General features: G+C 48.1%; 18 protein-coding genes. 6 read left to right on the plus strand and 12 right to left on the minus strand.

Going from position 1 to position 23,768, the window contains the following annotated elements; translation table 11 throughout:
* Positions 1 to 179 precede the first annotated feature (179 nt).
* Together JOY44_RS14525 and rimM are read right to left on the minus strand one after the other, a co-directional pair.
* Positions 180 to 2,423, minus strand: coding sequence for a RelA/SpoT family protein (locus JOY44_RS14525; RefSeq protein WP_171574389.1), 2,244 nt, complete (start codon positions 2,421 to 2,423; stop codon positions 180 to 182).
* A gap of 274 nt (positions 2,424 to 2,697) precedes the next feature.
* Complete coding sequence (gene rimM, locus JOY44_RS14530; RefSeq protein ID WP_171574390.1) at positions 2,698 to 3,297, minus strand: ribosome maturation factor RimM; 600 nt, start codon at positions 3,295 to 3,297, stop codon at positions 2,698 to 2,700.
* A 165-nt stretch (positions 3,298 to 3,462) separates the two neighbouring features.
* Between rimM and JOY44_RS14535 the strand changes: the two genes are divergently transcribed.
* Positions 3,463 to 4,302, plus strand: a complete 840-nt coding sequence (locus JOY44_RS14535; protein WP_171574391.1) for a Tab2/Atab2 family RNA-binding protein — start codon at positions 3,463 to 3,465, stop codon at positions 4,300 to 4,302.
* Positions 4,303 to 4,363: 61 nt separating this feature from the next.
* Here the strand turns inward: JOY44_RS14535 and JOY44_RS14540 are convergent, their stop codons facing one another.
* From JOY44_RS14540 to JOY44_RS14560, 5 genes are all read right to left on the minus strand, one after another.
* Positions 4,364 to 5,053 carry an FHA domain-containing protein gene (locus JOY44_RS14540; protein ID WP_171574392.1) on the minus strand — a complete coding sequence of 230 codons (690 nt, stop codon included), beginning with the start codon at positions 5,051 to 5,053 and terminating at the stop codon, positions 4,364 to 4,366.
* Between the two features lie 553 nt (positions 5,054 to 5,606).
* Positions 5,607 to 7,682, minus strand: a complete 2,076-nt coding sequence (gene speA / locus JOY44_RS14545; protein WP_197985391.1) for a biosynthetic arginine decarboxylase — start codon at positions 7,680 to 7,682, stop codon at positions 5,607 to 5,609.
* A 118-nt stretch (positions 7,683 to 7,800) separates the two neighbouring features.
* Positions 7,801 to 9,297, minus strand: a complete 1,497-nt coding sequence (locus JOY44_RS14550; protein ID WP_171574393.1) for an ATP-binding protein — start codon at positions 9,295 to 9,297, stop codon at positions 7,801 to 7,803.
* Entirely contained in the window at positions 9,298 to 12,201 is a 2,904-nt protein-coding gene (locus JOY44_RS14555; RefSeq protein ID WP_171574394.1) for a PAS domain S-box protein, read from the minus strand.
* Between the two features lie 80 nt (positions 12,202 to 12,281).
* On the minus strand, positions 12,282 to 12,761 hold the full coding sequence (locus JOY44_RS14560; protein WP_171574395.1) for a hypothetical protein: 480 nt from the start codon (positions 12,759 to 12,761) through the stop codon (positions 12,282 to 12,284).
* 123 nt (positions 12,762 to 12,884) lie between these two features.
* Here JOY44_RS14560 and tatC point away from each other — a divergent pair, with 123 nt between their 5' ends.
* A complete protein-coding gene (gene tatC / locus JOY44_RS14565) occupies positions 12,885 to 13,718 on the plus strand; it encodes a twin-arginine translocase subunit TatC (protein WP_171574396.1) in 834 nt (277 codons plus the stop codon).
* A 96-nt stretch (positions 13,719 to 13,814) separates the two neighbouring features.
* Here tatC and JOY44_RS14570 read toward each other — a convergent pair whose 3' ends face one another.
* The 5 genes from JOY44_RS14570 to JOY44_RS32845 all read right to left on the minus strand — a co-directional run bounded on the left by JOY44_RS14570 (position 13,815) and on the right by JOY44_RS32845 (position 18,941).
* A complete protein-coding gene (locus JOY44_RS14570; RefSeq protein WP_171574397.1) occupies positions 13,815 to 14,882 on the minus strand; it encodes a TIGR03790 family protein in 1,068 nt (355 codons plus the stop codon).
* Positions 14,883 to 15,010: 128 nt separating this feature from the next.
* Positions 15,011 to 15,598, minus strand: coding sequence for a protoporphyrinogen oxidase HemJ (gene hemJ, locus JOY44_RS14575; RefSeq protein WP_171574398.1), 588 nt, complete (start codon positions 15,596 to 15,598; stop codon positions 15,011 to 15,013).
* 168 nt (positions 15,599 to 15,766) lie between these two features.
* Positions 15,767 to 15,988: a DUF2811 domain-containing protein gene (locus JOY44_RS14580; RefSeq protein ID WP_171574399.1), complete on the minus strand. Its 222-nt coding sequence runs from the start codon at positions 15,986 to 15,988 to the stop codon at positions 15,767 to 15,769.
* 560 nt (positions 15,989 to 16,548) lie between these two features.
* Positions 16,549 to 18,057, minus strand: a complete 1,509-nt coding sequence (locus tag JOY44_RS14585) for a cryptochrome/photolyase family protein (protein WP_171574400.1) — start codon at positions 18,055 to 18,057, stop codon at positions 16,549 to 16,551.
* Between the two features lie 133 nt (positions 18,058 to 18,190).
* Positions 18,191 to 18,941, minus strand: a protein-coding gene (locus JOY44_RS32845; RefSeq protein WP_415881111.1) for an IS1 family transposase whose coding sequence is annotated in 2 segments (ribosomal slippage) — positions 18,191 to 18,682 and positions 18,684 to 18,941 — 750 coding nt in all. Because the reading frame shifts where the segments join, the coding sequence is not laid out codon by codon here.
* 557 nt (positions 18,942 to 19,498) lie between these two features.
* Here JOY44_RS32845 and ltrA point away from each other — a divergent pair.
* From ltrA to JOY44_RS14615, 4 genes are all read left to right on the plus strand, one after another.
* Entirely contained in the window at positions 19,499 to 20,794 is a 1,296-nt protein-coding gene (gene ltrA / locus JOY44_RS14600) for a group II intron reverse transcriptase/maturase (RefSeq protein WP_171574401.1), read from the plus strand.
* A 336-nt stretch (positions 20,795 to 21,130) separates the two neighbouring features.
* Positions 21,131 to 22,108 carry a cation diffusion facilitator family transporter gene (locus tag JOY44_RS14605; protein ID WP_171574402.1) on the plus strand — a complete coding sequence of 326 codons (978 nt, stop codon included), beginning with the start codon at positions 21,131 to 21,133 and terminating at the stop codon, positions 22,106 to 22,108.
* Between the two features lie 17 nt (positions 22,109 to 22,125).
* Entirely contained in the window at positions 22,126 to 22,611 is a 486-nt protein-coding gene (locus tag JOY44_RS14610) for an EVE domain-containing protein (protein ID WP_197985400.1), read from the plus strand.
* Between the two features lie 107 nt (positions 22,612 to 22,718).
* The gene (locus JOY44_RS14615; protein WP_197985403.1) at positions 22,719 to 23,573 is read left to right on the plus strand and encodes a class I SAM-dependent methyltransferase; all 855 of its coding nucleotides are present in this window, start codon (positions 22,719 to 22,721) and stop codon (positions 23,571 to 23,573) included.
* The last annotated feature ends 195 nt before the right edge of the window (positions 23,574 to 23,768 follow it).

A 23,768-nucleotide genomic window follows, 5' to 3' on the forward strand; every position in this document is an offset into this window, starting at 1 on the left:
CTTTGAAAAGCGTCCACTACGGATACTTTATCTGACGATGAAGTTTTTGGAAGAAAAGCTTCAAGAACTAATTCTAATGCACGACCTCAAAGCTTCCTCGTCACACTGGCTCCTCAAAGTGAAACTTCGCACAGACTGCATAAAGATTTGAATGTGATCATTATTCCTTCACACAATACTTAATCTTCGCTCTGGCTCAGGCGGTGGAGGTTTAGAACATCACTGAGCTTTTTGACCTGAGCAAAAGTACGTTCAAGCTGGTCATGATTGCGGACATCGATACCTAAGTCAATTACTGCCGTCTGGTCAGGAAAGGTTCTGACTTGGGCATTACGAACATTGATATTATTATCAGTCAGACGAGATAGAATGTCTTTGAGTACGCCAACCCGGTCAATAACTGTAATTTGTATATCAATAGGATAGGTTTGTGGGCGCTCTCCTTCTTGAGTAGAATTCCAGCTAACTGGAACTAGGCGATCGCCCGGCACCTGCTCAACATTTGAACACCCTTGTCGATGAATGGAGATACCTCGGTTGCTTCTGGTCACTACACCAATAATGGGTTCCCCAGGAACAGGAGTGCAGCAGCCTGCTAAGTGATACAGTAGCCCTTCTACGCCAATAATTGGAGATTTGCAAGGCGAAGGGAGTGCCTTGGGTGTTGTTGAAGGCAGTAATAATTGGGGAACAGTGGCGATCGGTTGTTGTGCTTTAACCGTTTCTCGCAGGCGATTGACTACGTGGTTTAAGGTGATTTCTCCATACCCTATGGCTGCTAGTAGATCATCTACGCTGTGATAATTACATCGTTCTACAGTTGCCAGCATAGGTGCTGATTTGAGCAATGCTTCAAACCCGTTTTTCCCTAGCTCACGCTCTAGCATTTCTCGCCCACGAGCTAAGTTTTCATCGCGGTGCGATCGCTTATACCACTGTCGAATCCGGTTACGGGCACTCGTCGTAACCACAAAATTCAACCAGTCTAAGCTTGGATGAGAACTTTTGTTCGTCAGAATTTCAATAATGTCTCCATTCTTTAAAGGAGTGTCTAAGGTCATCATCCGACCATTGATGCGGGTTCCGGCGCAGTGGTTTCCCACCTCGGTATGAATCCGATAGGCAAAATCTACCGCCGTTGCGCCACGTCCTAATGACACGACATCGCTTTGGGGTGTGAACACATACACTTCCCCATCAAATAGATCCTCTCTGATGCTTTCTAAATACTCTTGAGCATCTTTCAGATCACTTTGCCAATCTAATAGTTGCCGGAGCCAGGTAAATTTTTCATCCGTCCCTGTCATATTCCCGTTGGAATTGCCTGCCTCTTTATATTTCCAGTGGGCGGCAATTCCATACTCAGCAATATGGTGCATTTCTAAAGTGCGAATTTGCACTTCTAAGGGTCTACCTGTAGTACCAACTACAACCGTATGCAAGGATTGATAGCGGTTGGGTTTGGGTAAGCCAATATAGTCTTTAAATCGTCCGGGAATAGGACGAAACATATCATGGACGATCGCTAATGCCCTGTAGCAGTCTTCGTTCGCTTCTACAATGATGCGAACCGCAGCAACATCATAAATTTCGTCATAGCCCTTTTGTTGCTGCTGCATCTTTTGATAAATGCCATACAGATGCTTGGGTCGTCCGCTGAGATCAAACACCCGAATACCGATATGTTCTAGGCGATCGCGCAGATTATTTGCTAGTTCATTAAGCTGCGTTTCGCGATCAATCCGTTTTTCTGCAACTAATTCTTGGATACTTCGGTAAGCATCTGGCTCTAAATATTTAAACGAGAGATCCTCCAATTCCCACTTTAATCGCCCAATCCCCAAGCGGTTCGCCAAAGGAGCAAAAATTTCTCGCGTTTCCAGAGCAATTTGACATCGTTTTGCATCCGATAAATGCTCTAGCGTTCGCATGTTGTGTAAGCGGTCTGCTAGCTTTACCACAATCACCCGGATGTCTTGCGCCATTGCCAAGAACATGCGGCGAAAGTTTTCTGCTTGACGCTCAGTTTTACTAGAAAAGTTGAACTTAGAAAGCTTGGTCACCCCTTCTACTAACAGGCGAACCTCCTTACCAAATTGCGCTTCCAACTCATCAGAGGTAATTTCAGTATCTTCTACCACATCATGCAGAAATCCTGCCGCAATCATGGCACTGCCACCACCCAAATCGCGCAGTAGCCCTGCTACAGCAATCGGATGCATGATGTATGGTTCTCCCGAAGCCCGATATTGTCCTTGATGAAGGCGATAGGCGAACTCAAAAGCGCGACAGACTAGATCAGCATCAGTTCGAGTCGTTTGCGCCTCACTACAATCAGCGGCTACTTGGCGGGTGGTTAAGCACGCTTGTAGCCATTCGGGGACGGTAAACTCAGAGAAAGATGCCGGAGCGGTAAGGTTCATGAGATCGAGCGAATGGTGGTAAAAAGCTCAAACAAATGAATAGATATCTCTACTAATCTAGCTTGAAGGATTAGCTAGCTATGCAAGAAACTGCGAAGAAGCAATATCTTAATCAATCGCGTTAGAAGTATCCTTGGATTATGCAGCCAATTGTATAAAAAAGGGCTAAAAATAAAGACTTTAACGCTTTATCTAAGCAATGGTTGAAGATATGAAATTTTAGAATGCCTTTTAACACATCTTAGCAACACAAGTAAAAATTCCCACGGCAAATCTATAAACTCTGGGTAGATTCTTCCCCCTCACCTTCAGCCGAAGGGATGAGTAAATTATCAATTGACTCATCAGGAATTAACCCCGCAGGAGGAGTAATTTCGAGGCGGCGGCGGTGTAAATCAACGATGGGCACGATCGCCATTACAAAAGGAATTAATACAGTGCTTGCTTCTGGGTCGGGACGTTGCACTTCCAAAAGGTGATTTCCAGCAGGGATCAAGCTGACAACTGTGCCTACCAAGGTTTGTGTTGCTTGATCAAACACTTCTAGACCAATCAAGTCTGGAATATGAAATTCGCCTTCTTCTAATGCAGGGCGATCGCCTTCAGGCACCATCAGTTTAGAATCGCGTAGACCTTCAGCATCGGTGATTGTATTAATTCCCTCTAGCTGGACAACGTATAAACCCTTGCCATCTAAATAACGCCCACGAAGCAGTTGGGTTGGCTGCGGATCTTTACCTCCGGGTCTTAGCAGCCAGCGTTTACCGGGTTCCAAAAAGCGCTCAGGAAAATCGGTATTGGGATACACTCGAACTTCACCTTTCAGCCCTTGCGTTGAAACAATTTTGCCAATTTCAATAAAGCGATCGGTCATGGTGACAAGTCATAAAGAGAGCAGGATGGTGATCGTATTAGCGTGATGGCGATCGTATTATGAGTTTTGCACTTTGAACGCAAAATAGTACAGAGATGTACAAGCCATCAGAGTACTTGCACTAGATGCTGTTTGCACATAGATCCATATTTTTGATTTTAGAGTATGTCTATTTGGGAACTTGATTTTTATCGTCGCCCGCTTCAAGACGAGGCAGGAAACGCTTTGTGGGAACTGCTGATTTGCGATCGCCAAGGCAACCTTCAGCACTCGTTTTTTTGCGCTCAGTCGCAAGCAACAGCAGACTGGCTCAGACAGCAGCTACAGCAGCTCTTAACAGATGGACACCCTAAGCCAGAGCGGATTTGCGTTTTTCGTCCTCAATCTTTTTCTTTGCTAGAAACTGCCGCTCAGCCTTTAGGGATTGAGGTGGAGCCGACTCGGCACACCCCCACGTTAAAGCGCTTGCTAGAGGAGCGATCGCTGGTTTATCCTACTTATCCTTACTACACAAGCCAACCGTATCAGCCAGTTGCCCTAGATAAACCCCCACCCCTACCCGTTTCTGAAAATCTCTTGGGCGTTCAGTGGCGTTTTGCATCCTTACCAGCGGGCGACTTGATCCCAGCATTTTCAGACCGTTTGATTCCCATTCTCAATATGCCGCCTGAGATTTTGCCGCTTAGCTTGGGGTTGGCATCCACGGTATTAATCTCAGGCGTGGTAATTGATGGGGGGCGACGTTCTATGCAGCTAGCTCGTTGGCTAGAAAAGATTTGCCCCGTCTCGTTGAGCTATATACCCGGTACACCGGATGGCTTGATTTTAGAGGCAGGTTTAGTTGATCGTTGGGTGATGGCAACTTTTGATGATGCAGAAATGGCGATCGCCGCTCAAACCTACGAAGTAAGAAAGCAATTAGGAAAGGGACTTCATTTTTTGCTAATTCAACCAGATGATTCGGGGATGACCTACACTGCGCTTTGGTTGCTGAAACAGGAGTGAAGTGGGGAGACTCTCAAAGTTGGATAGCACATGTCCAACGGTGAATCCTATTGCACCTAAATCACGTTGGTAGGTCTGTAAACAAGATTTCTGGTTCCTCCAAGGCAGAATATTCCATAAATCCTTCTTGACAGGATTTTGAGCTGGTAAATCGGGCGAGTACTTCGGGATGAATTGGCTCGATGGTACGACTGATCTGGCTAATAAAAAAGTTGAATTCCACAGTGCCCAAACGGATGCGATCGCCATCTTTTAGTAGCTGTCGTTGTTGAAGACGGGTGCCGTTCAAATATGAGCCGTTCATGCTGTTGAGATCAACCAGGTGAAAACCTTCTTGCAAAACAAACATGATAACGGCATGACGACGAGACAAGAGGCGATCGCGCAAGGGTAATGCAGCTCCCCGATTTCGTCCAATAGTCCATACCATTTGGGGTTGGAATAGAGTGAGCGATTCACCCAGCAAATTAGTGATCAGATACGATTGTTGACCCTGAATAACCCCCTGAATGTAATGCTTCAAAGGCATTTCAGGAGGTACACCAAAACTTTCAGCCCCTTCACTGCTAGGAGTTTCCTCCAAATCAATCATTAGCGTTGGAGCTTTGGCAAACGCGATATCCTCTCCATCTCCATCCATCACTGAAGAAGTCTCAAAGGTTTTTGGCAAAATGACCTGAGAAGCTTCTGCTGTTGCTCGCTCAGATGTCCCATGAATGGAACTTTTATTTAAGGACGGCTCAGGACTCATTCAGTACTCCCCGGACATGACATAATTTCTGACGATAAACTTCTAACTGTGATCAAAAGAACCGATAGGAAAGGAGCTATTGGAATTCTTTTGGCTCTTGGCAACACAACTTTTCTTAACGGCAACATAGGTAGGCATCGTTTGGGATTTTGGCTGGTGGTGGATGAATCCTTGCCTCAGTCCTTCCAAAAATAGCCCAAAAACAACATATTGTTATTTAACAACACGTAGGCAACGAAGCCATCTAGAATCACTGCTTTGAAGTACTAGGTTGTATACGTGACAACGTTTCAAACTTTGGTGCGATGTAAATTACTTGCTTAGAGTTCCCTGAAAGCAACCACATACAACAACTTTAACTAATGAGGGGTCAGGAAAGCTACGAGTCCCGTATTGTAACGATACTCCTGCTGCACAGGTAAACTAAAGCGCCCAGATAACATGGACTTCCCGCAATAATTGAGCGGTTTGCCAGACCTTTCGCGATGAGAAGCAGGAATCAAGAGCCATCTTGGGAAGTTTGCGCTTTAGCCTATCGGGTCGTCAGGAAATATCACGACGATAAGTAGGTATAGCGACTCAGGCTCCGTTCATAGTTTTGCAGGAGCAGTTGAGAGTCTTGCAGACTAATCCGCTTTTCTTGCAGGGCCTGTTCGGTTTGCTGACGAATGCTTTCGACTAGATCTTCTGAGTCGTACTGAACATAGCCCAGTACCTCCGTCATGGTGTCACCTTTGACTACATGGTCAATTTGATAGCCCTTGTTGGGTGTAAGAGTGATGTGGACGGCATTCGTATCGCCAAACAGGTTATGCAGGTTGCCCATGATTTCTTGGTAGGCACCGCCCAAAAACATTGCTAAATAGTAGGGTTGATCCGCGTGGAGTGGGTGCAGCTCTAACACATGCTTCACGTCGCGCAGGTCGATGAACTGATCGATTTTGCCATCGCTATCGCAGGTAAGATCTGCCAGGGTTGCTCGTTTGGTTGGCTCTTCGTCTAGTCGATGGATAGGCATGATCGGAAAAAGCTGATCGATCGCCCAACTGTCCGGTGCAGACTGGAACACCGACAGGTTGATGTAATAGATCGATGCCATGATTTTTTCCAGATCTTCCAAATCATCGGGCACATAGTCTTGCTGACGGGCAATCTCTAAAATCTTTTGGCAGCACGCCCAAAATAGCCGTTCAGCACGGGCACGCTCTGTCAGGCTGACGTAGCCAAAGTTAAACAAGCTGACGGCTTCTTCTTTAAACTGAGCCGCATCATGGTAGGCCTCCTGATAGTTATCCATCGTGAGGGAGTCGTAGGTTTCCCAAAGATTGCGGATAATCAAGTGCTCTTCTTCCCGCACAGGTTCTGGTGCGCCTGTGGGCACATCGCTCGTACTTAATATGTTGAAGACTAGCACCGATTGATGAGACGCGATCGCCCGTCCGCTTTCGCTGATCAGCGTTGGCATGGGGATACCCCGTTCAACGCAAGCTTCTTTAACCTCCGCCACAATGTCGTTGGCGTAGTTTTGTACGTTGTAGTTTTTAGAGGCGTAGAAGTTAGTTTTGGAGCCGTCATAATCTACACCTAATCCGCCACCCACATCCAGGTAGCGCATTCCAGCGCCCAACTTTGCCAGTTCTACGTAAACCTGACTGGCTTCTCGGATGGCATCTTTGACGACAGAGATTGCCGAAATTTGGGAGCCGATGTGATAGTGCAAAAGCTGAAGTGAATCGAGCAAATCCGCTTCCCGCAGCATATCGACGGTCTGAAGGATTTCGGGAATGGTCAAGCCAAACTTAGCACGATCGCCTGCTGAAGTTCCCCAACGCCCAATTCCCTTACTGCTCAGCTTCACTCGTACACCGACGACTGGAGAAATCCCCAATTTGCGGCTAGCGGCAATCACCATCGGAACTTCTTCAATCTGCTCCAGCACGATGATGGCAATTTTGCCCAACTGCTGCGCCAAAATTGCCATCTCAACATATTCTCGGTCTTTGTAGCCGTTGCATATCAGCAAAGCCCCCGGCGTTTTTAGGTTTGCCAGAGCAATCATTAGTTCGGGCTTGGAACCCGCTTCTAGTCCAAATTGGTAAGGTTTGCCAAATTTGACGAGCGACTCGACCAAGTGGCGCTGCTGGTTACATTTCACCGGAAATACGCCGCGATAGGCACCTTCATAGTTATAACGGGCAATCGCTTTGGCAAATGCTGCGTTCAGCCGCTCAATCCGGTCTTCTAAAATATCTGAGAAGCGAATCAGGAGGGGAAGGTTTAGGTTTCGTAGCTTGAGGGAATTGACCAGTTCATACAAATCTAGGGAACCGCCGCGATCGCCTTGGGGAGAAACAGTCACATGTCCTGCGGCATTGATGGAAAAGTAAGGTTCACCCCAGCCGTTGATCCGGTACAGTTCTTCGCTATTTTCAATTGTCCAGGTTGAGGAAGTGACGGGAGTCTGAGCGGTCGCTGATTGGTGCCGATTTGTACGCTTTTCGCGATCGCGCTTCATTTCAAGTCCCGCCTCCTGAGGCGCTTCAACTGCCTTAGACTGATTCTTTGCTGTCTTTGGCTGATCCAATGACTCTTCAGCATCAGCATTCGTCGCAGTTAAGCGTCTTCCCATTCTTTTTTCCTATGATTGTTACGGCTTATCAGACTTGATAGTCTAGCGCAATCATTGAAGAACTGCGCGTCGGGCAGGATACGGTATGGAAAAAAGTAAAAGGTAGTGGAGTCAAACTTTAAGGGTCTAAATCGAGGGGTAAGGTGACGCTGACGGTTGTGCCTACTCCCACTTGGCTGGTGAGATTAATTTGACCGGAATGAGCCTCTACACAGCGCTTGACGATCGCCAATCCCAGCCCCGTACCTTGAATCGACGTGACATTAGCAGCCCGAAAAAAGGACTCAAACAATCGGGGTTGATCCGCTTCGGAAATTCCAATGCCTTGATCCTGCACTGAAAGCGTTGCAATCCGGTTGGATGCGTCAATCCTGAGAGTCAGTTGCACCGTAGTGCCAGGTGGAGAATATTTAATTGCATTGGATAATAGGTTGGTCAAAATGTAGCGCAAGAGCCTTTCATCTATCCAGGCATTTTGGCTATCTCCTTGACTATTAAAGACAATATTGTGAGAACGACCGTCAAACATTAAAAACTCTTCAGCTAGATCTTGACAGAATTGTTCCAGGTGAAGCGGAGCAGGCTGATAAACCAGCCGATCTGCTTCGGCTTGCCCCATAAATAATACGTCTTCCATCAATTGGTTCATGGAGCGAACAGAGATTTTAATTCGTTGTAGGTAAGCGTGTTTTTGAGTTTCTGTCAGATTCTGTCTGACTTCTAATAGCTCTGTGGCGGTACGAACGATGGCTAAGGGGTTGCGAAATTCGTGAGAAACAGTGGAGACAAACTGAGATTTTAGCCGATTGAGTTCTTTTTCTTTTTCTAATGCTTGAGATAGCAGTTCGGTCTGGCGGCGATCGCTGATATTCCAAAACACGACGACAGCTCCCAGTATTTCGCCGGAGAGTCGCTTGAGCGGAGAGGCGCTGTCGCCAATAGGGATTAGGCTTCCAGTTTTGGTGACCAACGCAGTGAAGTGGTCTAGATACGCGACCTGTTGAGATTTTAATACTTTGGAGATCGGGTTTTCGGCAGGCGTTTCAGTCACTTCATTGATTAGCTGAAATACATTCGTCACCGATTGCCCTAGGGCTTCGTCTTGTTGCCATTCCGTTAACATTTCGGCGGCGGGGTTCATAAATGTGATTACGCCCTCAGCATCCGTGGCAATCACGGCATCACTCATGGAATGTAGCAACGTTGCCAGTTGGTCTCGATTGTCTTGCAGTTCGCGGGCAACTTGATGTTTGAATAGACCGACCTCAACGGCAACGCGTAAATCGTCGGCGGTAAAGGGTTTCACAATATAGCCAAAGGGTTGAGTTGCCTTTGCTCGTTGGAGGGTGCTGTCGTCGGCATAGGCGGTCAGGTAGATAATTGGAATATCAACCTGTTCTCGAATCTGACCAGCGGTTGTAATCCCATCCATAGAGCCTTTTAAGACAATATCCATGAGGATGAGATCGGGCTGAGTTTCAATGACTTTGGCGATCGCCATTTCACCCGATGAAGCAGTGCCTGTCACGATGTATCCCAACTGGTTTAGTTGACTGGTAATTGTTTTAGCGACGATTACTTCATCTTCAACAACCAAAATCTTCGTGCTAGCCATTCAACCTCTACTTTCGTGGTGTAGTCTGTTTTCGTGATGCAAACGTGGAAATTTTATCGTGAACATTGTTCCTTGACTGCGATCGACCGCAAGGCTGCCTTCTAGTTGCTCAGTTGACAACGCGTGTACCAGCGAAAGCCCCAGGGAGTTGATGGTGCTTAAATCTAAATGGTCTGGAATTCCAATACCATTGTCTTGAATGATCAACTCAAGCTCGTGACCAACCTGCCGTAACTGAATCCGAATTTCTCCGGGTTGGTTTTCTGGAAACGCATACTTGAGAGCATTGGAGACTAATTCGTTGATGATTAATCCACAGGGAATTCCTTGGTCGACACTTAAAATCACTGGTTCCACATCCACTTGCAGGGCGATCGCCCCAAGCGAGACTTTGTAGGTGGTTAGCAGGCTGGTGGCTAAGCTTTGAATGTAATCAGCCGCATCAATTTGTTCAAGGTCTGATGCAATATATATCTTTTTGTGGATCAAGGACATAGACTCGACCCGATTTTGGCTTTCTCTAAGCGCGTTGATAGCGGGGGAATCTTGCAGGCTGTGGGCTTGCAGTTGCAGCAACCCAGAAACAATCTGTAAGTTGTTTTTCACTCGATGATGAATTTCTTTTAGCAATACTTCTTTCTCGGCAAGGGCGGCTCTGAGGTAGGCTTCTGCTTGTTGCCGTTGTGTTATTTCGGTTTGAGCGCGCTCGAATGCTTGCGCTTGCTGAATGGCGATCGCCAATTGGTCGCCAATCGTTTGCACCAGATTCGCTTCTTCCTCCGTCCAAGGAGAAGTGGATTGCAATCGAACCATACTAAAACTCCCCCAAAGTTTTTGATCAACAATCAGGGGCACTAAGAGCCAAGAACCGGGAAAGGTTTTGGCAAATTCTTGATTGATCTCATCTTCAAGGGTGACTGGATTGTCAATCCGAACTACTTTAAATTGTTTCAGTTGGTCGGCAAGGGGGTTTCCTTGATCGGGTATTTCTGTCCCCAAGGTATTTGAGATTTCTGAGCTATGCCGATATTCAGAAACATGCTTCCAGCACTGACGCTCTGATAAATATTGAACCACAGCAGAGCGATCGGCTTGCAGCAAATGGGCAATTTCAACCGTTGCAGTCGTAAAAATGTCGTCCAATTCTAAAGACTGGCGGATTGCTTTCACCACTCGACTCAGGGCTTGCTCTTGGTCTATCCGCTGACGCAGCGCTTGTTCGCTTTGGTATAGCAAAGCTTCTGCGCGTTTGCGATCGCTTAAGTCGATATCTACACAGTACATTTCCATTTCACCACTAGGATTAACCAACATGGTGTGACTGGAATAGACCGTAACTCTGGAGCCATCTTGATGCATTAAACTCAATTCGCCTGCCGGAATAGGTTGTTTTTCCGTGATACACCTTTCAACCTCTGCAATCAACGCCTGCCGCATCTCTGGGGGAATAATCAGATCCTCCAACTGCTGGCCCAGAGCTTCTGTTTTGCTGTAGCCATAGAGTTTTTCGCTAGCATCATTCCAGTAAATGACCTGGCGGTGGCGATTGTATCCCTGAACCGCAATTTTAGGGATGGACTCAAACAAGTTGCGAAATCGCTGTTCGCTCTCCTCTAAGGCTGTTTGTGCTTGTTTACGCTGGGTAATGTCGGTGACCGTTGCCAGCGCCCCAATATAGTTGCCGACATCGTCATATAAGGGATTGGTCGAAAGCAAAGCCCATAGATCCTGTCCTGTTTTCGTCTTAAACCGAAAGTCATGCTGTTCTTTGATCCCTTGCCTGCGACGTTCCAAGTTTTGGTTAGAGATCGCTTGTCCTGACTCATCCATGAAGTGGAATAAATCCTTCCCTATCATTTCATCCGCCGTATAGCCCAGCATTTCTGCCATGCGGGGATTTGCGTAAGTGGTGCGGCTGGCAACATCAATAATCCAAATTCCTTCGAGCATGGTTTCAACCACCTGACGGTAGCGCTCCTCGCTCTTACGTCGCGCTGCTTCAGCTTGCTTCAATGCGGTGATATCTCGACCAACCGATTGCAACTCAACCAAGTGCCCCTGGTCGTTAAAAATTCCCTCGTTGAGCCATTGCGTCCAGCCCACCTGATCATTCGCACGGCGATCGCGATTTTCTGCGAAAAACCTGGGGTTGTGAGGTGTGAGGGCAGCAATCTTTTGGAGAATGGTGGGTAATTCATCGGCATGGGCAAAATCACACCATTTTTGTCCAGTTACCTGTTCTAACGGATAACCCAAGGCGTCGCACATGGCATCATTGGCAAAGGTGATGGTGGTATCGGGCAGCGATCGCAAAATAAAGTCGCTTTGGGCTTGCACCACCTGCCGATAGCGGTGTTCACTGGCAGACAACGCCTGTTCAACTTGTTGTCGTTTAGCCTCGCTACGGACGCGCTCCGTAATATCTTGAAAGGCGGCGATCGCGTATTCAACCTGTCCGCGATCGTCAAGAATCGGGGTTGCCCACACCTCTAGCGGCACTACTTGATCCGCACGATGAATTTCCAAATCGTCCACTTGGGCTGCTTTCCCAGCGAGTGCCAGAGTGGTGGGTAGCTCCTCAATGGGATAAAGCAGTTGGCTGGAGGTGCGATAGACCTGAAAGGTTTCAGGCCGTAGATTGGCTTGGGCTTCAGAATGGCGATCGATGCCCAGCAGCTCTTGCCCAATATGGTTAATGTAGGCTAACTGCCCAGTAGATTCATAGACTGCAATGCCAATCGGAGTTGCATCCAAAAACTGTGTGAGACGGCTTTTATGCTTTAGTAAAACTTCACGCTGCTTGACCTTTGCCAGCAATGCCTCCACTAATTGCTTCACCGTCTCTGGCGTAGAATTCCAATCTTCTGGAGCAATGTCTGCAATCGATAAAGGCTCGTTTTCCATAATCGATATATTGGCAAGCCATGACAGTTTCTCTAGGGTGCCCCATTGTCTGATGCAATCCCTGACACATTTTGTGTGTTTCAGAGGATATCGTCAGAAGAGATTTCGGGCGCTGGAGATGCGACAGGCACGGTGGGCGCAGGAGCGACTTCTTCGGGAGCGGGCGATATTAATGCTATGGGTTGGGAGGCTGGCGTTTCGGTATCGATGCCCAGTTGCCCTTTGGCTGCTGCCAGTGCTGCTGCCAAGCTCGTTTGTCCCACTGTTAGTAACGATTGCCCTGTTTTACCTAACAGATCGCTGCTGCCTGCTTCTGCGGGATCTTGGGCACTTGTTTGCATCGTCTCTATCCAGGTGCGAGTTTTTTGACCCGTTGCATAAGATGCCTTCCAAAACCAATCGCCTAACACGAGAACCAGACACACGACCAGCCAGAGCACTAATCCCGTTTCTTTAATAATTGCCCAGGTCGTGCCCAGGGTTTGCTGATAGGTTGCAGCCGTTGACGGGTTAGAAATAAGCTGCCATAGCTTGCCCGCTTGAGTTTTAAGCCGATCCATGCTGTTTTCCTTCTCAAAATTTCTACACACAATAGCACTTTTAAACCTACCGTCTCTCGGTCAAGATTGATGACTCACCTGGATACAATAAATGAACAGCTTTTTGCATAAGTGTTTCAGCCCATGACAGCGCCTTCAGACCTAGAAACCTTCAATCAGGATTTAGCCCAGGATGATGCAATCTCTGAGATTACCCATCAAGCTGATTTTGCTCATGACTCGGCAGATCTAGATGCAAATTTAGATGATGACCTGCCCGACGAAAAAGAGATGTCTTTGTTTGATCATTTAGAAGAACTGCGGCAGCGGATCTTTTATGCGCTAATTGCGGTGGGAGTCGGCGCGATCGCCTGCTTTGCTGGGGTTAAATATATTGTGCAACTGCTCGAAATTCCGGCGCAGGGTGTGAAATTTCTTCAGCTTGCCCCAGGGGAGTATTTTTTCGTTTCGATCAAAGTAGCGGGGTATTGCGGCATTTTGGTGGCAAGTCCAGTGATTTTGTATCAAATCGTGGCATTTGTTGTCCCCGGTCTGACTCGAAAAGAGAGGCGGCTGTTGGCTCCGATTGTGTTTGGCTCCAGCATTTTGTTTGTGGCAGGATTGGCGTTTGCCTACGTTGCATTGATTCCCGCTGCGCTTAACTTCTTCATCACTTACGGCGCGGATGTGGTGGAGCAAAGCTGGTCGATCGAAAAATATTTTGAATTTGTGCTGCTGCTGCTGTTTAGTACAGGATTGGCGTTTCAAGTGCCGATTATTCAAGCATTGCTAGGCTTGCTGGGAATTGTCTCTTCGCAGCAAATGCTGTCGGGGTGGCGGTTTGTGTTGGTGGGTGCGGCAGTGATTGGCGCGGTGTTAACCCCTTCCACCGACCCACTCACACAGAGCTTACTCGGTGGAGCCATCACGGCGCTTTATTTTGGTGGAATTGGCATTGTTAAACTGTTGGGTAAATAGCGGAAAAAGAACGCAATGACGGCATACACCATCAATTTCAACCCGGTGATCGACCTGATGATGAACAGTAACCTATCGTGGCTGTGGCAATAAGCCCTATTTCCCGAACGGTCTTGCTAAGGGTTCGCCAATGAAGATGCCTTGTCCGGGTTGGGCAACACTTTTCCAGTAGGCTTGCAGCAGGGTATTTCCTTGCAGGTAGTAGTGCATGGCGATCGCGGGGAAGGGAAACTTTTGAGGGAAATTGCACGGCTCCACCACAGTTCCATAGCTGCCCGTTGCGCCTGCTTCTAACCAGCGGAGACTGCTCATTTGAGAGCTGTTGGTTAAGGCACCGCCAAAGGATGTGAGATGGTCGGCGATCGCGCCGGGTCGAAATTGATTGGTTTCCAGTTTTTTCACCTGGATTACACCTGTGAAATAAAACATCACATTTCGCTTGTTTTCCAAGGCATCACTCTTGATCACCACGCTATTAAATAACGGCGCGATCTGCTGGGTGACAAATTGATAGCCGGGGGCACGGCGGTTGCGGGTTTTGTCGCTGGTGCTGAGCAGATAGGCGGTGCCCTTGGGATTGGTGCCATCGGCGGCAATGCCGCGATCAATTAAGGCTTTTGCCTGTTCAAAATTGGTTGCCGCAATCGCCATAGTTGGGCGCATCCGAAAATCGGTGTAGGGCTTGGTACTGTCTTGATTAAAGTAAGGACTGGGCTGAGTTAGCTCGCAGCCCTTGGCACAAAATCGCTGATCATACCCAAAGGTGAGCGCCGCTGTAATGGACATGCAGCCAACTTGATAGGGTTCTGCCCAGGTTAAAGCAAACCCTTGAACTATTTCTGGAGTTTTGGCATCCACTGCTGCTTTGAGCGCTTTAAAGTCTTCCGGGGAGAGCGATCGCTGCTGAGGATTGAAAGACACTACGATCATGTTCTGGGCAGGAATGCCTCGTGCCTGCTGATAATATCGAGCAATCTCCACGCTCAGCGGATCTGCCTCATTCACAATCACTGCTAACTCTTTGGCAAAGGGAGAAGAGGCTGTGGTGCGAAGTGGCATGAAGTCTGGAACCTTTCCACAGCTTTGCAAATTTAGGAACAACAGACCTGCCAGCAGCCAAGGAATTGAATCCTTGGGCGATCGCCGAAGAACACTTACGCTCATGCAAGTAAACACTGTCTTCCTAGCCATCCAGTTTTCCCAATTTAAACGCATTAAAAAGGCGTATTGCTACGCCCTAAAAACGATTACTTACTATGCAGCTAATTAATTCAGCTATCAATCAGAAAAGGCTAAACAGATCCTTCGGGACTGCCGATCGCGGTCGTAGAGTCTACCTGTTCACTAGCAAGCCGGCGCTTGCGGGCATAGAGTTGAATTGCCGCTACCATGCCAATCACCATGGCCGCAATAAGCCAGGTAGTCGCATCCAGGGGCAGACTATTTTTGAAGACTGCCAGCATGACGACGATGACAAAAAACACCGTAGGAATTTCATTAAACCAACGAAACTGCTGCCCGGTCATTTTGCACTCGTTCGCCGCTAGCTTTTTCATAATCCGCTTGCAGTAGTGATGATAGCCAACCAGCAGCAGCACAAAAAACAACTTGATGTGCATCCACGGCTCTTTCATCACGTCTGGTTCAGTGGTGACTAGCCCAATCGCCATGGCGATCGTCAGCAGCATTGCCGGAGTCATGATGATGCTATACAGCCGCTTTTCCATCACCTGATATTGGGTTGTTAAAATGCCGCGCGCTGGTTCCGGCTGCTCATAGGCTTCTGCGTGATACACAAATAGCCGAGGCAAATAAAACATGCCTGCAAACCAGCAAACAATGCCAACGATGTGAAATGCTTTGAACCAAAAATATGCCATCTTAAATCCTTTTTAGAACTTCAGATTGGGCGATCGTAGACTTAGGTCTGCCCATCAGTCAAAATCTAGATCCTCAATCTATCGCTTCTATGCAACCTTTTCTAGAATTTCAGATTTTGGATCGCAGAGTTGAAATTGCACATAATTTGAAATCAAATTCCACAATCCCTAAACTGGGTACTGAAACACCGAATCTAAGTAAACTTGTGCAGCTTGCTGAGATGACAAATTAGCACTCACACTGTTGCCCTCTTCATTATTTTGCAGCAAAAACAGAGACAAAGCCGCCGCAAATAGCCGATCCTGATCCCAATTGGCGTGGTTTTCCAAATAGCACGAGATCACTCCGTGCAACTCCTCAGGAATCTCCGCCAAAATACTTACAGTCATGTTTACGAAATCCTCATTGTGCTGAGTCAGGTGAAATAGAAGAAGCGATAAACCTTACGTTGCACCCAAAAATATAGAAGAAACTGCTACAAAGCTCATAACCTGCAAAAGCTCACAAGTTGTTGCCGCCCTCTGGATTGCCCAATGCCTAAAACCCAATCATTGACCCGTTTATCGGCAAAGCATCCATAAAGTAGTTCGCCTCATTGTGTATACCCTTAAACGAGTTGTCAATCGGATAGAAACCCCAGTCCCTAATTAAAGAAAAAAGCTCTTTACGAAAGAATCGGCATTTGAGCCTGATCCCCGTTACAGTTCTTCATGATTTTGCAGCTTGATGAACTCAAGGTGCCTCTATGTTTCGATTGTTCACAAATAGCCCACAATCCCAGTGATACGGTTCCCCCTGTGGAAAACCTCATTTCCCCTGTGGAAAACCTCAGGTTTGTCTGTGGAAAACTTGTGGAAAGCCTGTGGAATCGTTGAGGAAAACTATCGTGAACGATAAGAATTGCAAACAGTGAAAAAAAGTAGGGAAAATCCAAAAATTTCTGTACAAACTAACTCTTCTCATGCCATTGTCTTGCCTGCTGCCGGATTTCTTCTAGTTCTGCCGCTGGCATTTTGTTGAGGTTTGCCAGGATGAAACTCATACGACCTTGAGATTTGAGTTTTTCGTGGTGGCGATCGAGAAAGTTCCAGTAAAAAAAGTTATACGGACAGGCATTTTCACCCACACGCGCCTTGGGGTTGTAGACGCACTTGCCGCAATAATCACTCATTTTATTGATGTAGTTGGCAGAGGCCGCATAGGGCTTGGATGCCAACATGCCGCCATCGGCAAACAATCCCATCCCAATCACATTGGTTTGCATCACCCAGTCATAAGCATCAATAAAAGCGGAGTGGAACCAATCTTCAACCGCTTGAGGTGACAACCCAGAAATTAGGCAAAAGTTGCTTAAAATCATCAGCCGTTGAATGTGATGGGCATAGCCGATCTGCTCGACTTGCTTTAGGGTCTGCTGCAAACAATTCATGTCCGTTTTGGCTGCATCCCAAAAAAACTCTGGCAGGGTATGGGTATGGTTAAACCAGTTTTTGGCAAAGTAGTCATCGCTGACGTGACGGTATAGCGCGTGCATGTATTCTCGCCAACCGCACACTTGCCGAATGAAGCCTTCAACGCTGTTGAGGCTGAGGTTGTTTTCATGAAAGGCTTTTTCAGCGGCACTAACCAACTCGGCTGGATGAAGCAAGCCCGTGTTTAGATAGGGCGACAGGAGCGCGTGCCACATCGTTTCTTCGTCGGTCACCATGGCATCTTGGTACGGTCCAAAGTTGGGCAGCCGCGTTTGGATGAAATGATCAAGCACTTGCAGGGCTTGTTCGCGGGTGGTGCCCCAGCGAAAGGGTTTTGCATGACCATAGGTGGGAACGGTGAGTTGCTCAACTTGCTGGATTACGGTTTGGGTAATTTCATCCGGTTCAAACCAAAGGGGCGGTGGCGTATGAAGGTTGCCTTTGGGCGGTTGACGGTTTTCTTTGTCAAAGTTCCAGGTGCCACCAATAGGGCGATCGCCCTCCATCAAAATTTCAAAGCGACGACGACCTTCTCGGTAAAAGTCTTCCATTACGAGGCGTTTGCGGTTTTTTGCCCATTGGTCAAAGTCACTTGTTTGCCACAGGAAGCGATTGTTAGGTATGAGGGTGATTTGACAAGGCAAATCGAGCGATCGCAACAGGTTAGCGAAGGGGCGATCGCTCGGCTCCATCACTCGCAGTTCAGTGATCTGATACTCTGTCACCCATTCGCGTAGAGGTGCCTCAAAATCTTGAGCTAGTTCGTAATAACCCACCGACCAGCCATCTTGCTCTAACTCTTTGGCAAAGTGGCGCATTGCCGACCACACCAGCACCAGCTTTTGCTTGTGATAGGGGCGCTGCTGCACATACTGCAACGATTCGATCAAAATTACTGGAGTTTGCGCCTTTTGTTCCACACAACTCTTAAGCGCTGCTTGACCTGCCCACAGTTGATCGCCCAGTATCCAAATGCCGATAGTCATAAAGAAAAGATGAGGTGAGACATTGCAGTAATTGTAGAAGTAGATCCTGCAATGTATCGAGGTGCGATCGCTGGGTCTGGTTCAGTTTTCTCGCGATCGATCCGGAGGTCATGTTCTAGACCTGTGGATAGCTCTAAACCAGCAAGCCAAATTCATAGCGATTGATGAACAGTCCAATGACTACATCGTGCAACCAGATGGACTTAGAAAAGCAAATAGTTTTGCGAGCTAATCGCTTGATCCGAGTCCGTAAAGTCAAATGCTTACGCTCAATCGTCTGAGTATTGTGTTTACCAACGGTATGAAACGCTGGCTCCAGATGTCGCTCATAAGCACCCCAGCCGTCCGTATAGAACTGCATAATCCCAAATGGCTCCAACAATGACTTGAGTTCGAGAAAAGCCGTGTCTTGATGGTTCGACAAGACATATGCCAATACTTCGCCTGTTGCATGATCAATGGCGTGCCACAACCAACGTTGCTGTTGCTTGGAGTGGACAAAACGACCCATCTCATCCACTTCTGCCTCTACATCCTCCCATTGGCACAGCTTGACGATGGTTTGAGTCGGTTCAAGCTGGGCTAGACGAGCTTCATTGACTGCTTTGAGATGTCGATCTTTTTTTTAACTCTTCAATCACCGTAGTCGGACTAATCTTCAACACTCGTGCAGTATCTCGGATGCCACTCCCGTTGACTGCCATATCAACAATCTGCTGTTTGACTTCGGGCAAGTAGCCTCGGTAAGCATAGTCTCGAATGAAGGTGCTGCGAGCGCATTCCGAATTACGACATTTATAACGTTGCTTGCTCTCCTCAGAGCGACCGTGCTTGACCACGTTATTGCTTCCACAATCAGGACAAAGAACAGGTTCTAAAACCATGCTGTAAGTTCACGGGTAAACGCCTGTCTGTATTCTCGCATTTCCACAGGTCTAGAAGACGAGTGCGCCGAGCGAAGCTCGGCTCTGCCAACCAGGGGAAGAACCTGGTCAGGGAAGCCTTGGCAAGGCACCAAGTACCGAGTGTTGCGCTGTCATCGGCAACGAGGACAGTGAAGCGTACACAGGGAGATGATGGGCTGCAATGCGAAAGCGTGAAGGGATTGAGCCCCGAAATTAGACATACACGTGGATGCCGACACAGTTCGTGTTGTGGAAGGCAAAACCAACAGAGCCAACTGCCAGGGTTCTGGAGGGTCCACCGGGGTCGGAGACCGTAGCACGTCATCAAGGTAGAGTCGGGAACTTGGGAGGTCCCATGAACTCCTCCATCGGGGGGTAGAGCCGCACAACCGGCAAACCGGAAGAACGCTCAACGATTCATGGGAAGTCGGATGTCCCCATAGTAGTGAAGAAGTGGGGTAACGCCCACGGAGCGAAGGGGGACACATTGGGTCGAACACTCGAAGGCAACATCAACCACACTCAGAGGTGGAAGTATGGTGACAACAGGAATCGAGCGGATAGCCGAACGGGCTCACAGAGAACCAGAGACTGTCTTCAGTGCCCTGATGCACCACTATAGTGTGGAGAATCTGCGAGCCTGCTTTCAGTCGCTAGACAACAAAGCGCCTGGAATCGATGGAGTGACGAAAACGGAGTACGGACAGAACCTGGAGGAAAATCTACAGGGGTTGCACCGGAAACTGAACCAGATGTCGTATCGACCCCAAGCGGTACGACGAGTCGAGATTCCCAAAGAAGATGGCAGCTTGCGCCCTCTGGGAATTAGTTGCGTTGAAGACAAAATCGTTCAGGAGATGACTCGTCGGGTCTTAGAATCAATTTACGAACCGGTATTCCTCAGTAACTCCTATGGGTTTCGACCCCATAAAGGATGTCATGATGCCCTGCGGCAACTGCATCAGGAGGTCATGGGGCAACCCGTTGGGTGGATTGCAGACCTAGACCTGGCTCAATTCTTCGACACCATGCCGCACCAGGAAATCCTCAAGGTATTAGCCCTGCGGATTCGGGATAGAAGATTCCTACAGGTGATTGCGCGAATGCTCAAAGCCGGAGTCCAAACCCTAGGCGGCGTAGTACAGGATGAATTGGGTAGCCCGCAAGGCTCGATAGTCTCCCCCGTCATTGCAAATGTGTTCTTGGATTTTGTGCTAGATCAGTGGTTTACCACCATTGTGCGCCAGCACTGCCGAGGCTACTGCGCTCTGATCCGGTATGCGGACGATAGCATTGCCTTGTTTGAGTTCGAGGACGATGCTCGACGATTCATGCGGGTTCTGCCCAAGCGATTGGAGAAGTTCGGCTTGCGCCTCAATGAGGAGAAAACCCAACTTCTTCCCTGCGGCAAGCGGCAAGCGGGTCTAGCCCTCAAGTACGGGAGAAAATTCCCCAGCTTTGATTTTCTGGGGTTCACCCATTACTGGGGCAAGAGTCGCAACGGAAAAGCCCGATTAAAGCGCAAGACTTCAAAGAAACGATTTCGCCGTGCGTTAGTCACCCTCAATCAATGGTTGCAGCAAAAACGCAATGCTCATAAGCTGCCTCAGCTATGGCAAGCAATCGGGCAAAAGCTGCGCGGACACTTCAACTACTTTGGGGTCACCGACAACGGTCATGCGCTCTACCACTTTGAAGACGCAGTTCACAAGCTGGTCTTCAAATGGCTGAATCGACGGAGTCAACGACGTAGCTTTCGCTGGGAGAGCTTTCTACGCTATCTGGCGTGGCATCCTCTCCCCAGACCTGGTCGCTTAGTGTCGCTTTATTAGAGCAGGTGAATGGCTCAATGAAGAGGCTTGTGCGGGAAAACCGCAGGCAGGCTTCTGTGAGGGGGAGGTTTCCAACGATGCAAGGCTAAATCGTGTGACACTCTCGTATTCCGAAAGGGGAGAGCAACGGGGAATACAAAGCAAGCCTAAACATTGGAGGAACCCTCTCTACTCGACCCATCAAAAAACGGGTTGCCTCAAAACCCTTTTTAGCTTGTCCCAAAGCATCTTCTCATCAGCGAAAGAAGAGTTTGTTTTTATGTGAGCGCTCATTCAGCTATGTAAAGTTTGTACTAGAATGCTGCTATTCCTAGGCCAAAACTCCACAATCGCCCTATGGCAAACCAGCATCACCATTCCACACATCGTCATCAAAGTGTCGAGCATTCGGCGCACAACCATCATGATCACAGTCATGGGCATCACCATCATGCTCCAAAAAACTTTAGTCGAGCGTTTGCTATTGGGCTAATTCTTAACTTAGGCTTTGTCATTGTTGAAGCGGGCTATGGTTGGGCGGCGCATTCTATCTCGCTGTTAGCTGATGCAGGGCACAACCTCAGCGATGTTTTGGGTTTGGTCGTGGCTTGGGTTGCCAGTATCTTGTCTCGTCGGCAGCCTTCGGGTCGCTATACCTATGGCTGGCGCAGGTCGTCTATCTTGGCAGCCCTGTTCAATGCAATGTTTCTGCTTGTTGCCGTGGGTGGGCTTTCTTGGGAGGCGTTGCAGCGTTTTCGCGATCCGGCACCTGTGGCAGGGGGCACTGTCATTGTTGTGGCAGCGATCGGCATTGTGATCAACACGATCACCGCGCTGTTGTTTATGTCGGGTCGCAAAACCGATCTCAACATTCGCGCTGCGTTTCTACACATGGCATCGGATGCGATCGTTTCGTTGGGGGTGGTTTTGGCTGGAGTCACCATCTTGTTTACCCAATGGCTGTGGGTAGATCCTGCCTTTAGCTTGGTGGTCAATGCCATCATCGTTGTGGGCACGTGGCAGTTACTGAAAGATTCACTCAGCTTGGCAATGGATGCCGTGCCTGCGGGTGTGGATGAGCGGATTGTGCGCGCTTATCTGGCTGAACAGTCTGGCGTAAGCCAAGTTCACGATTTACATATTTGGGGGATGAGTACCACGGAAACAGCCCTTACGGCTCATTTGGTGATTCCAGAGGGGCACCCCGGCGATCGCTTTCTGGCGCACCTTTGTCAGGAATTGCGTAGTCAATTTGGCATTGATCACGCCACGATTCAAATTGAATTAGGTGACTCAACCAACCTCTGCCACCTAGCACCTGACCACGTTGTTTGATCTATATAGTGAACACGTTGACTGCATCTTCTGCCTTGCCCATGAACTACTGGCTAATGAAATCTGAACCGGATGTGTATGGCATTGCGGATTTGGAACGCGATCGCGAAACAATTTGGGATGGTGTGCGGAACTACCAAGCCCGCAACTTTCTTAAATCTATGCAGTCGGGAGATCTGGCATTTTTTTACCACTCAAACACTACGCCACTGGGCATTGTGGGCTTAGTGAAAATCGCTCAATCCACTGTGATTGATCCGACCCAATTTGATTCCAGCAGTAAGTATTACGATCCAAAATCCACCCTAGAAAATCCCCGCTGGCACACTGCGATCGTGGAATTTGTCGAAACCTTTCCCATGATGCTGACTTTAGATGCTCTGCGCCAAATTTTTACCCCCGATGAACTGTGGGTCGTGCGTCCAGGTAACCGTCTTTCCGTCATGCCAGTGCCGGAAGATGTGGCAATGAGAATTTTGAAAAAAGCGAGAGAGCTTGGGTAAAAAGGATTTATCAGCTGCGATAGATGAAATATGATTCATGGCAGCTTGCTCAGTGCGACCTGCCATACCCTCCGTTCTGTGATTCATACTTCTAGCCCCTGCTTCCCATGCCCACGTCCTTTGACAAAATCAGTCCAACAGCTTCACTGGTCACCTACGCACGACAGTTTAGTGATATTCCGTATGCGATGGAGATTTCGGAATTGGTGAAGGCTCAGTCTGTGGTTGAGCAGTATGCAACGAACGGTGTTGAAGAATTAAAGTATTTTGCGCCAGTCATGGAGGCACGATATAAGGCGCTGAATTGGATATTGGCAACGTTTGACTGTCGGCAAATTGTGGAACTGGCATCAGGATTATTGCCGCGCGGCATGGTGATGTCTGAAGATCCAGCAATTACGTTTGTGGAAAGTGATTTGCCGTTAATGATTGAGCAGAAACGGGCAGTGGTCGATCGCCTGGTGGAAAATCGCGCAAATCTGCACTTTGCCGCGATCGATGTCACGGCGAATCCTAGCCAGTTTCCGGTGAATGCTGATTATTTGCGTCGAGGAGAGCCGATCGCGATCGCTTGTGAAGGCTTACTACAATACCTGACTCTGCATGAAAAACAGCAAGTGTTTGCTAATGTGCGGCAGATGTTGCAACCCTATGGCGGAGTGTGGATCACGCCAGATCTGACCACAAAACAGCGGCGCAGTCAGCTACGAAACTACCATCCCGCAATGGAACGGATTTTGCAGGCGATCGCTCAAAACACAGGCAGATCTACTCTCGATAACAGTTTTGAAAATTTAGAACATATGCAGCAATTTGTTGCCGATCAAGGGTTTCAACTCCAATCCTTTGCCTTCACAGAGCTGCTGGATCAACTCTCATCGCTAAAGCGTTTGGGCATTTCCCCCAATAGCATCAAACCCCTGCTCGCAGGAACTTCTATTTTTGCCTTAACACTTTCCTAACAGGTGCATGGCGATCGCGAAGCGTTTCCGTAGAAAATAGGGCAATTGACAAACTCAAAACTCATTTATCCTCCTCTTTCCCACTCAGCACGTTAGGATGGCTGCCGATAATTCTTGAGCAATGCCTGAAAGCGATCCAATCCCGCAGTTCAAATAAATCAACGCCCCGCTAAAACAAAGCTGCACTATCTAAAT

The sequence above is a fragment of the Leptolyngbya sp. Cla-17 genome, from assembly GCF_016807185.1.
In the GTDB taxonomy this organism is placed as follows: domain Bacteria; phylum Cyanobacteriota; class Cyanobacteriia; order Leptolyngbyales; family Leptolyngbyaceae; genus ULC077BIN1.

Excerpts from the sequence above, each read along its gene's own strand:
- JOY44_RS14525 (WP_171574389.1), bottom strand. The coding sequence starts at position 2,423 with ATGAACCTTACCGCTCCGGCATCTTTCTCTGAGTTTACCGTCCCCGAA.
- rimM (WP_171574390.1), bottom strand. The coding sequence starts at position 3,297 with ATGACCGATCGCTTTATTGAAATTGGCAAAATTGTTTCAACGCAAGGG.
- JOY44_RS14535 (WP_171574391.1), top strand. The coding sequence starts at position 3,463 with ATGTCTATTTGGGAACTTGATTTTTATCGTCGCCCGCTTCAAGACGAG.
- JOY44_RS14540 (WP_171574392.1), bottom strand. The coding sequence starts at position 5,053 with ATGAGTCCTGAGCCGTCCTTAAATAAAAGTTCCATTCATGGGACATCT.
- speA (WP_197985391.1), bottom strand. The coding sequence starts at position 7,682 with ATGGGAAGACGCTTAACTGCGACGAATGCTGATGCTGAAGAGTCATTG.
- JOY44_RS14550 (WP_171574393.1), bottom strand. The coding sequence starts at position 9,297 with ATGGCTAGCACGAAGATTTTGGTTGTTGAAGATGAAGTAATCGTCGCT.
- JOY44_RS14555 (WP_171574394.1), bottom strand. The coding sequence starts at position 12,201 with ATGGAAAACGAGCCTTTATCGATTGCAGACATTGCTCCAGAAGATTGG.
- JOY44_RS14560 (WP_171574395.1), bottom strand. The coding sequence starts at position 12,761 with ATGGATCGGCTTAAAACTCAAGCGGGCAAGCTATGGCAGCTTATTTCT.
- tatC (WP_171574396.1), top strand. The coding sequence starts at position 12,885 with ATGACAGCGCCTTCAGACCTAGAAACCTTCAATCAGGATTTAGCCCAG.
- JOY44_RS14570 (WP_171574397.1), bottom strand. The coding sequence starts at position 14,882 with ATGAGCGTAAGTGTTCTTCGGCGATCGCCCAAGGATTCAATTCCTTGG.
- hemJ (WP_171574398.1), bottom strand. The coding sequence starts at position 15,598 with ATGGCATATTTTTGGTTCAAAGCATTTCACATCGTTGGCATTGTTTGC.
- JOY44_RS14580 (WP_171574399.1), bottom strand. The coding sequence starts at position 15,988 with ATGACTGTAAGTATTTTGGCGGAGATTCCTGAGGAGTTGCACGGAGTG.
- JOY44_RS14585 (WP_171574400.1), bottom strand. The coding sequence starts at position 18,057 with ATGACTATCGGCATTTGGATACTGGGCGATCAACTGTGGGCAGGTCAA.
- ltrA (WP_171574401.1), top strand. The coding sequence starts at position 19,499 with ATGGTGACAACAGGAATCGAGCGGATAGCCGAACGGGCTCACAGAGAA.
- JOY44_RS14605 (WP_171574402.1), top strand. The coding sequence starts at position 21,131 with ATGGCAAACCAGCATCACCATTCCACACATCGTCATCAAAGTGTCGAG.
- JOY44_RS14615 (WP_197985403.1), top strand. The coding sequence starts at position 22,719 with ATGCCCACGTCCTTTGACAAAATCAGTCCAACAGCTTCACTGGTCACC.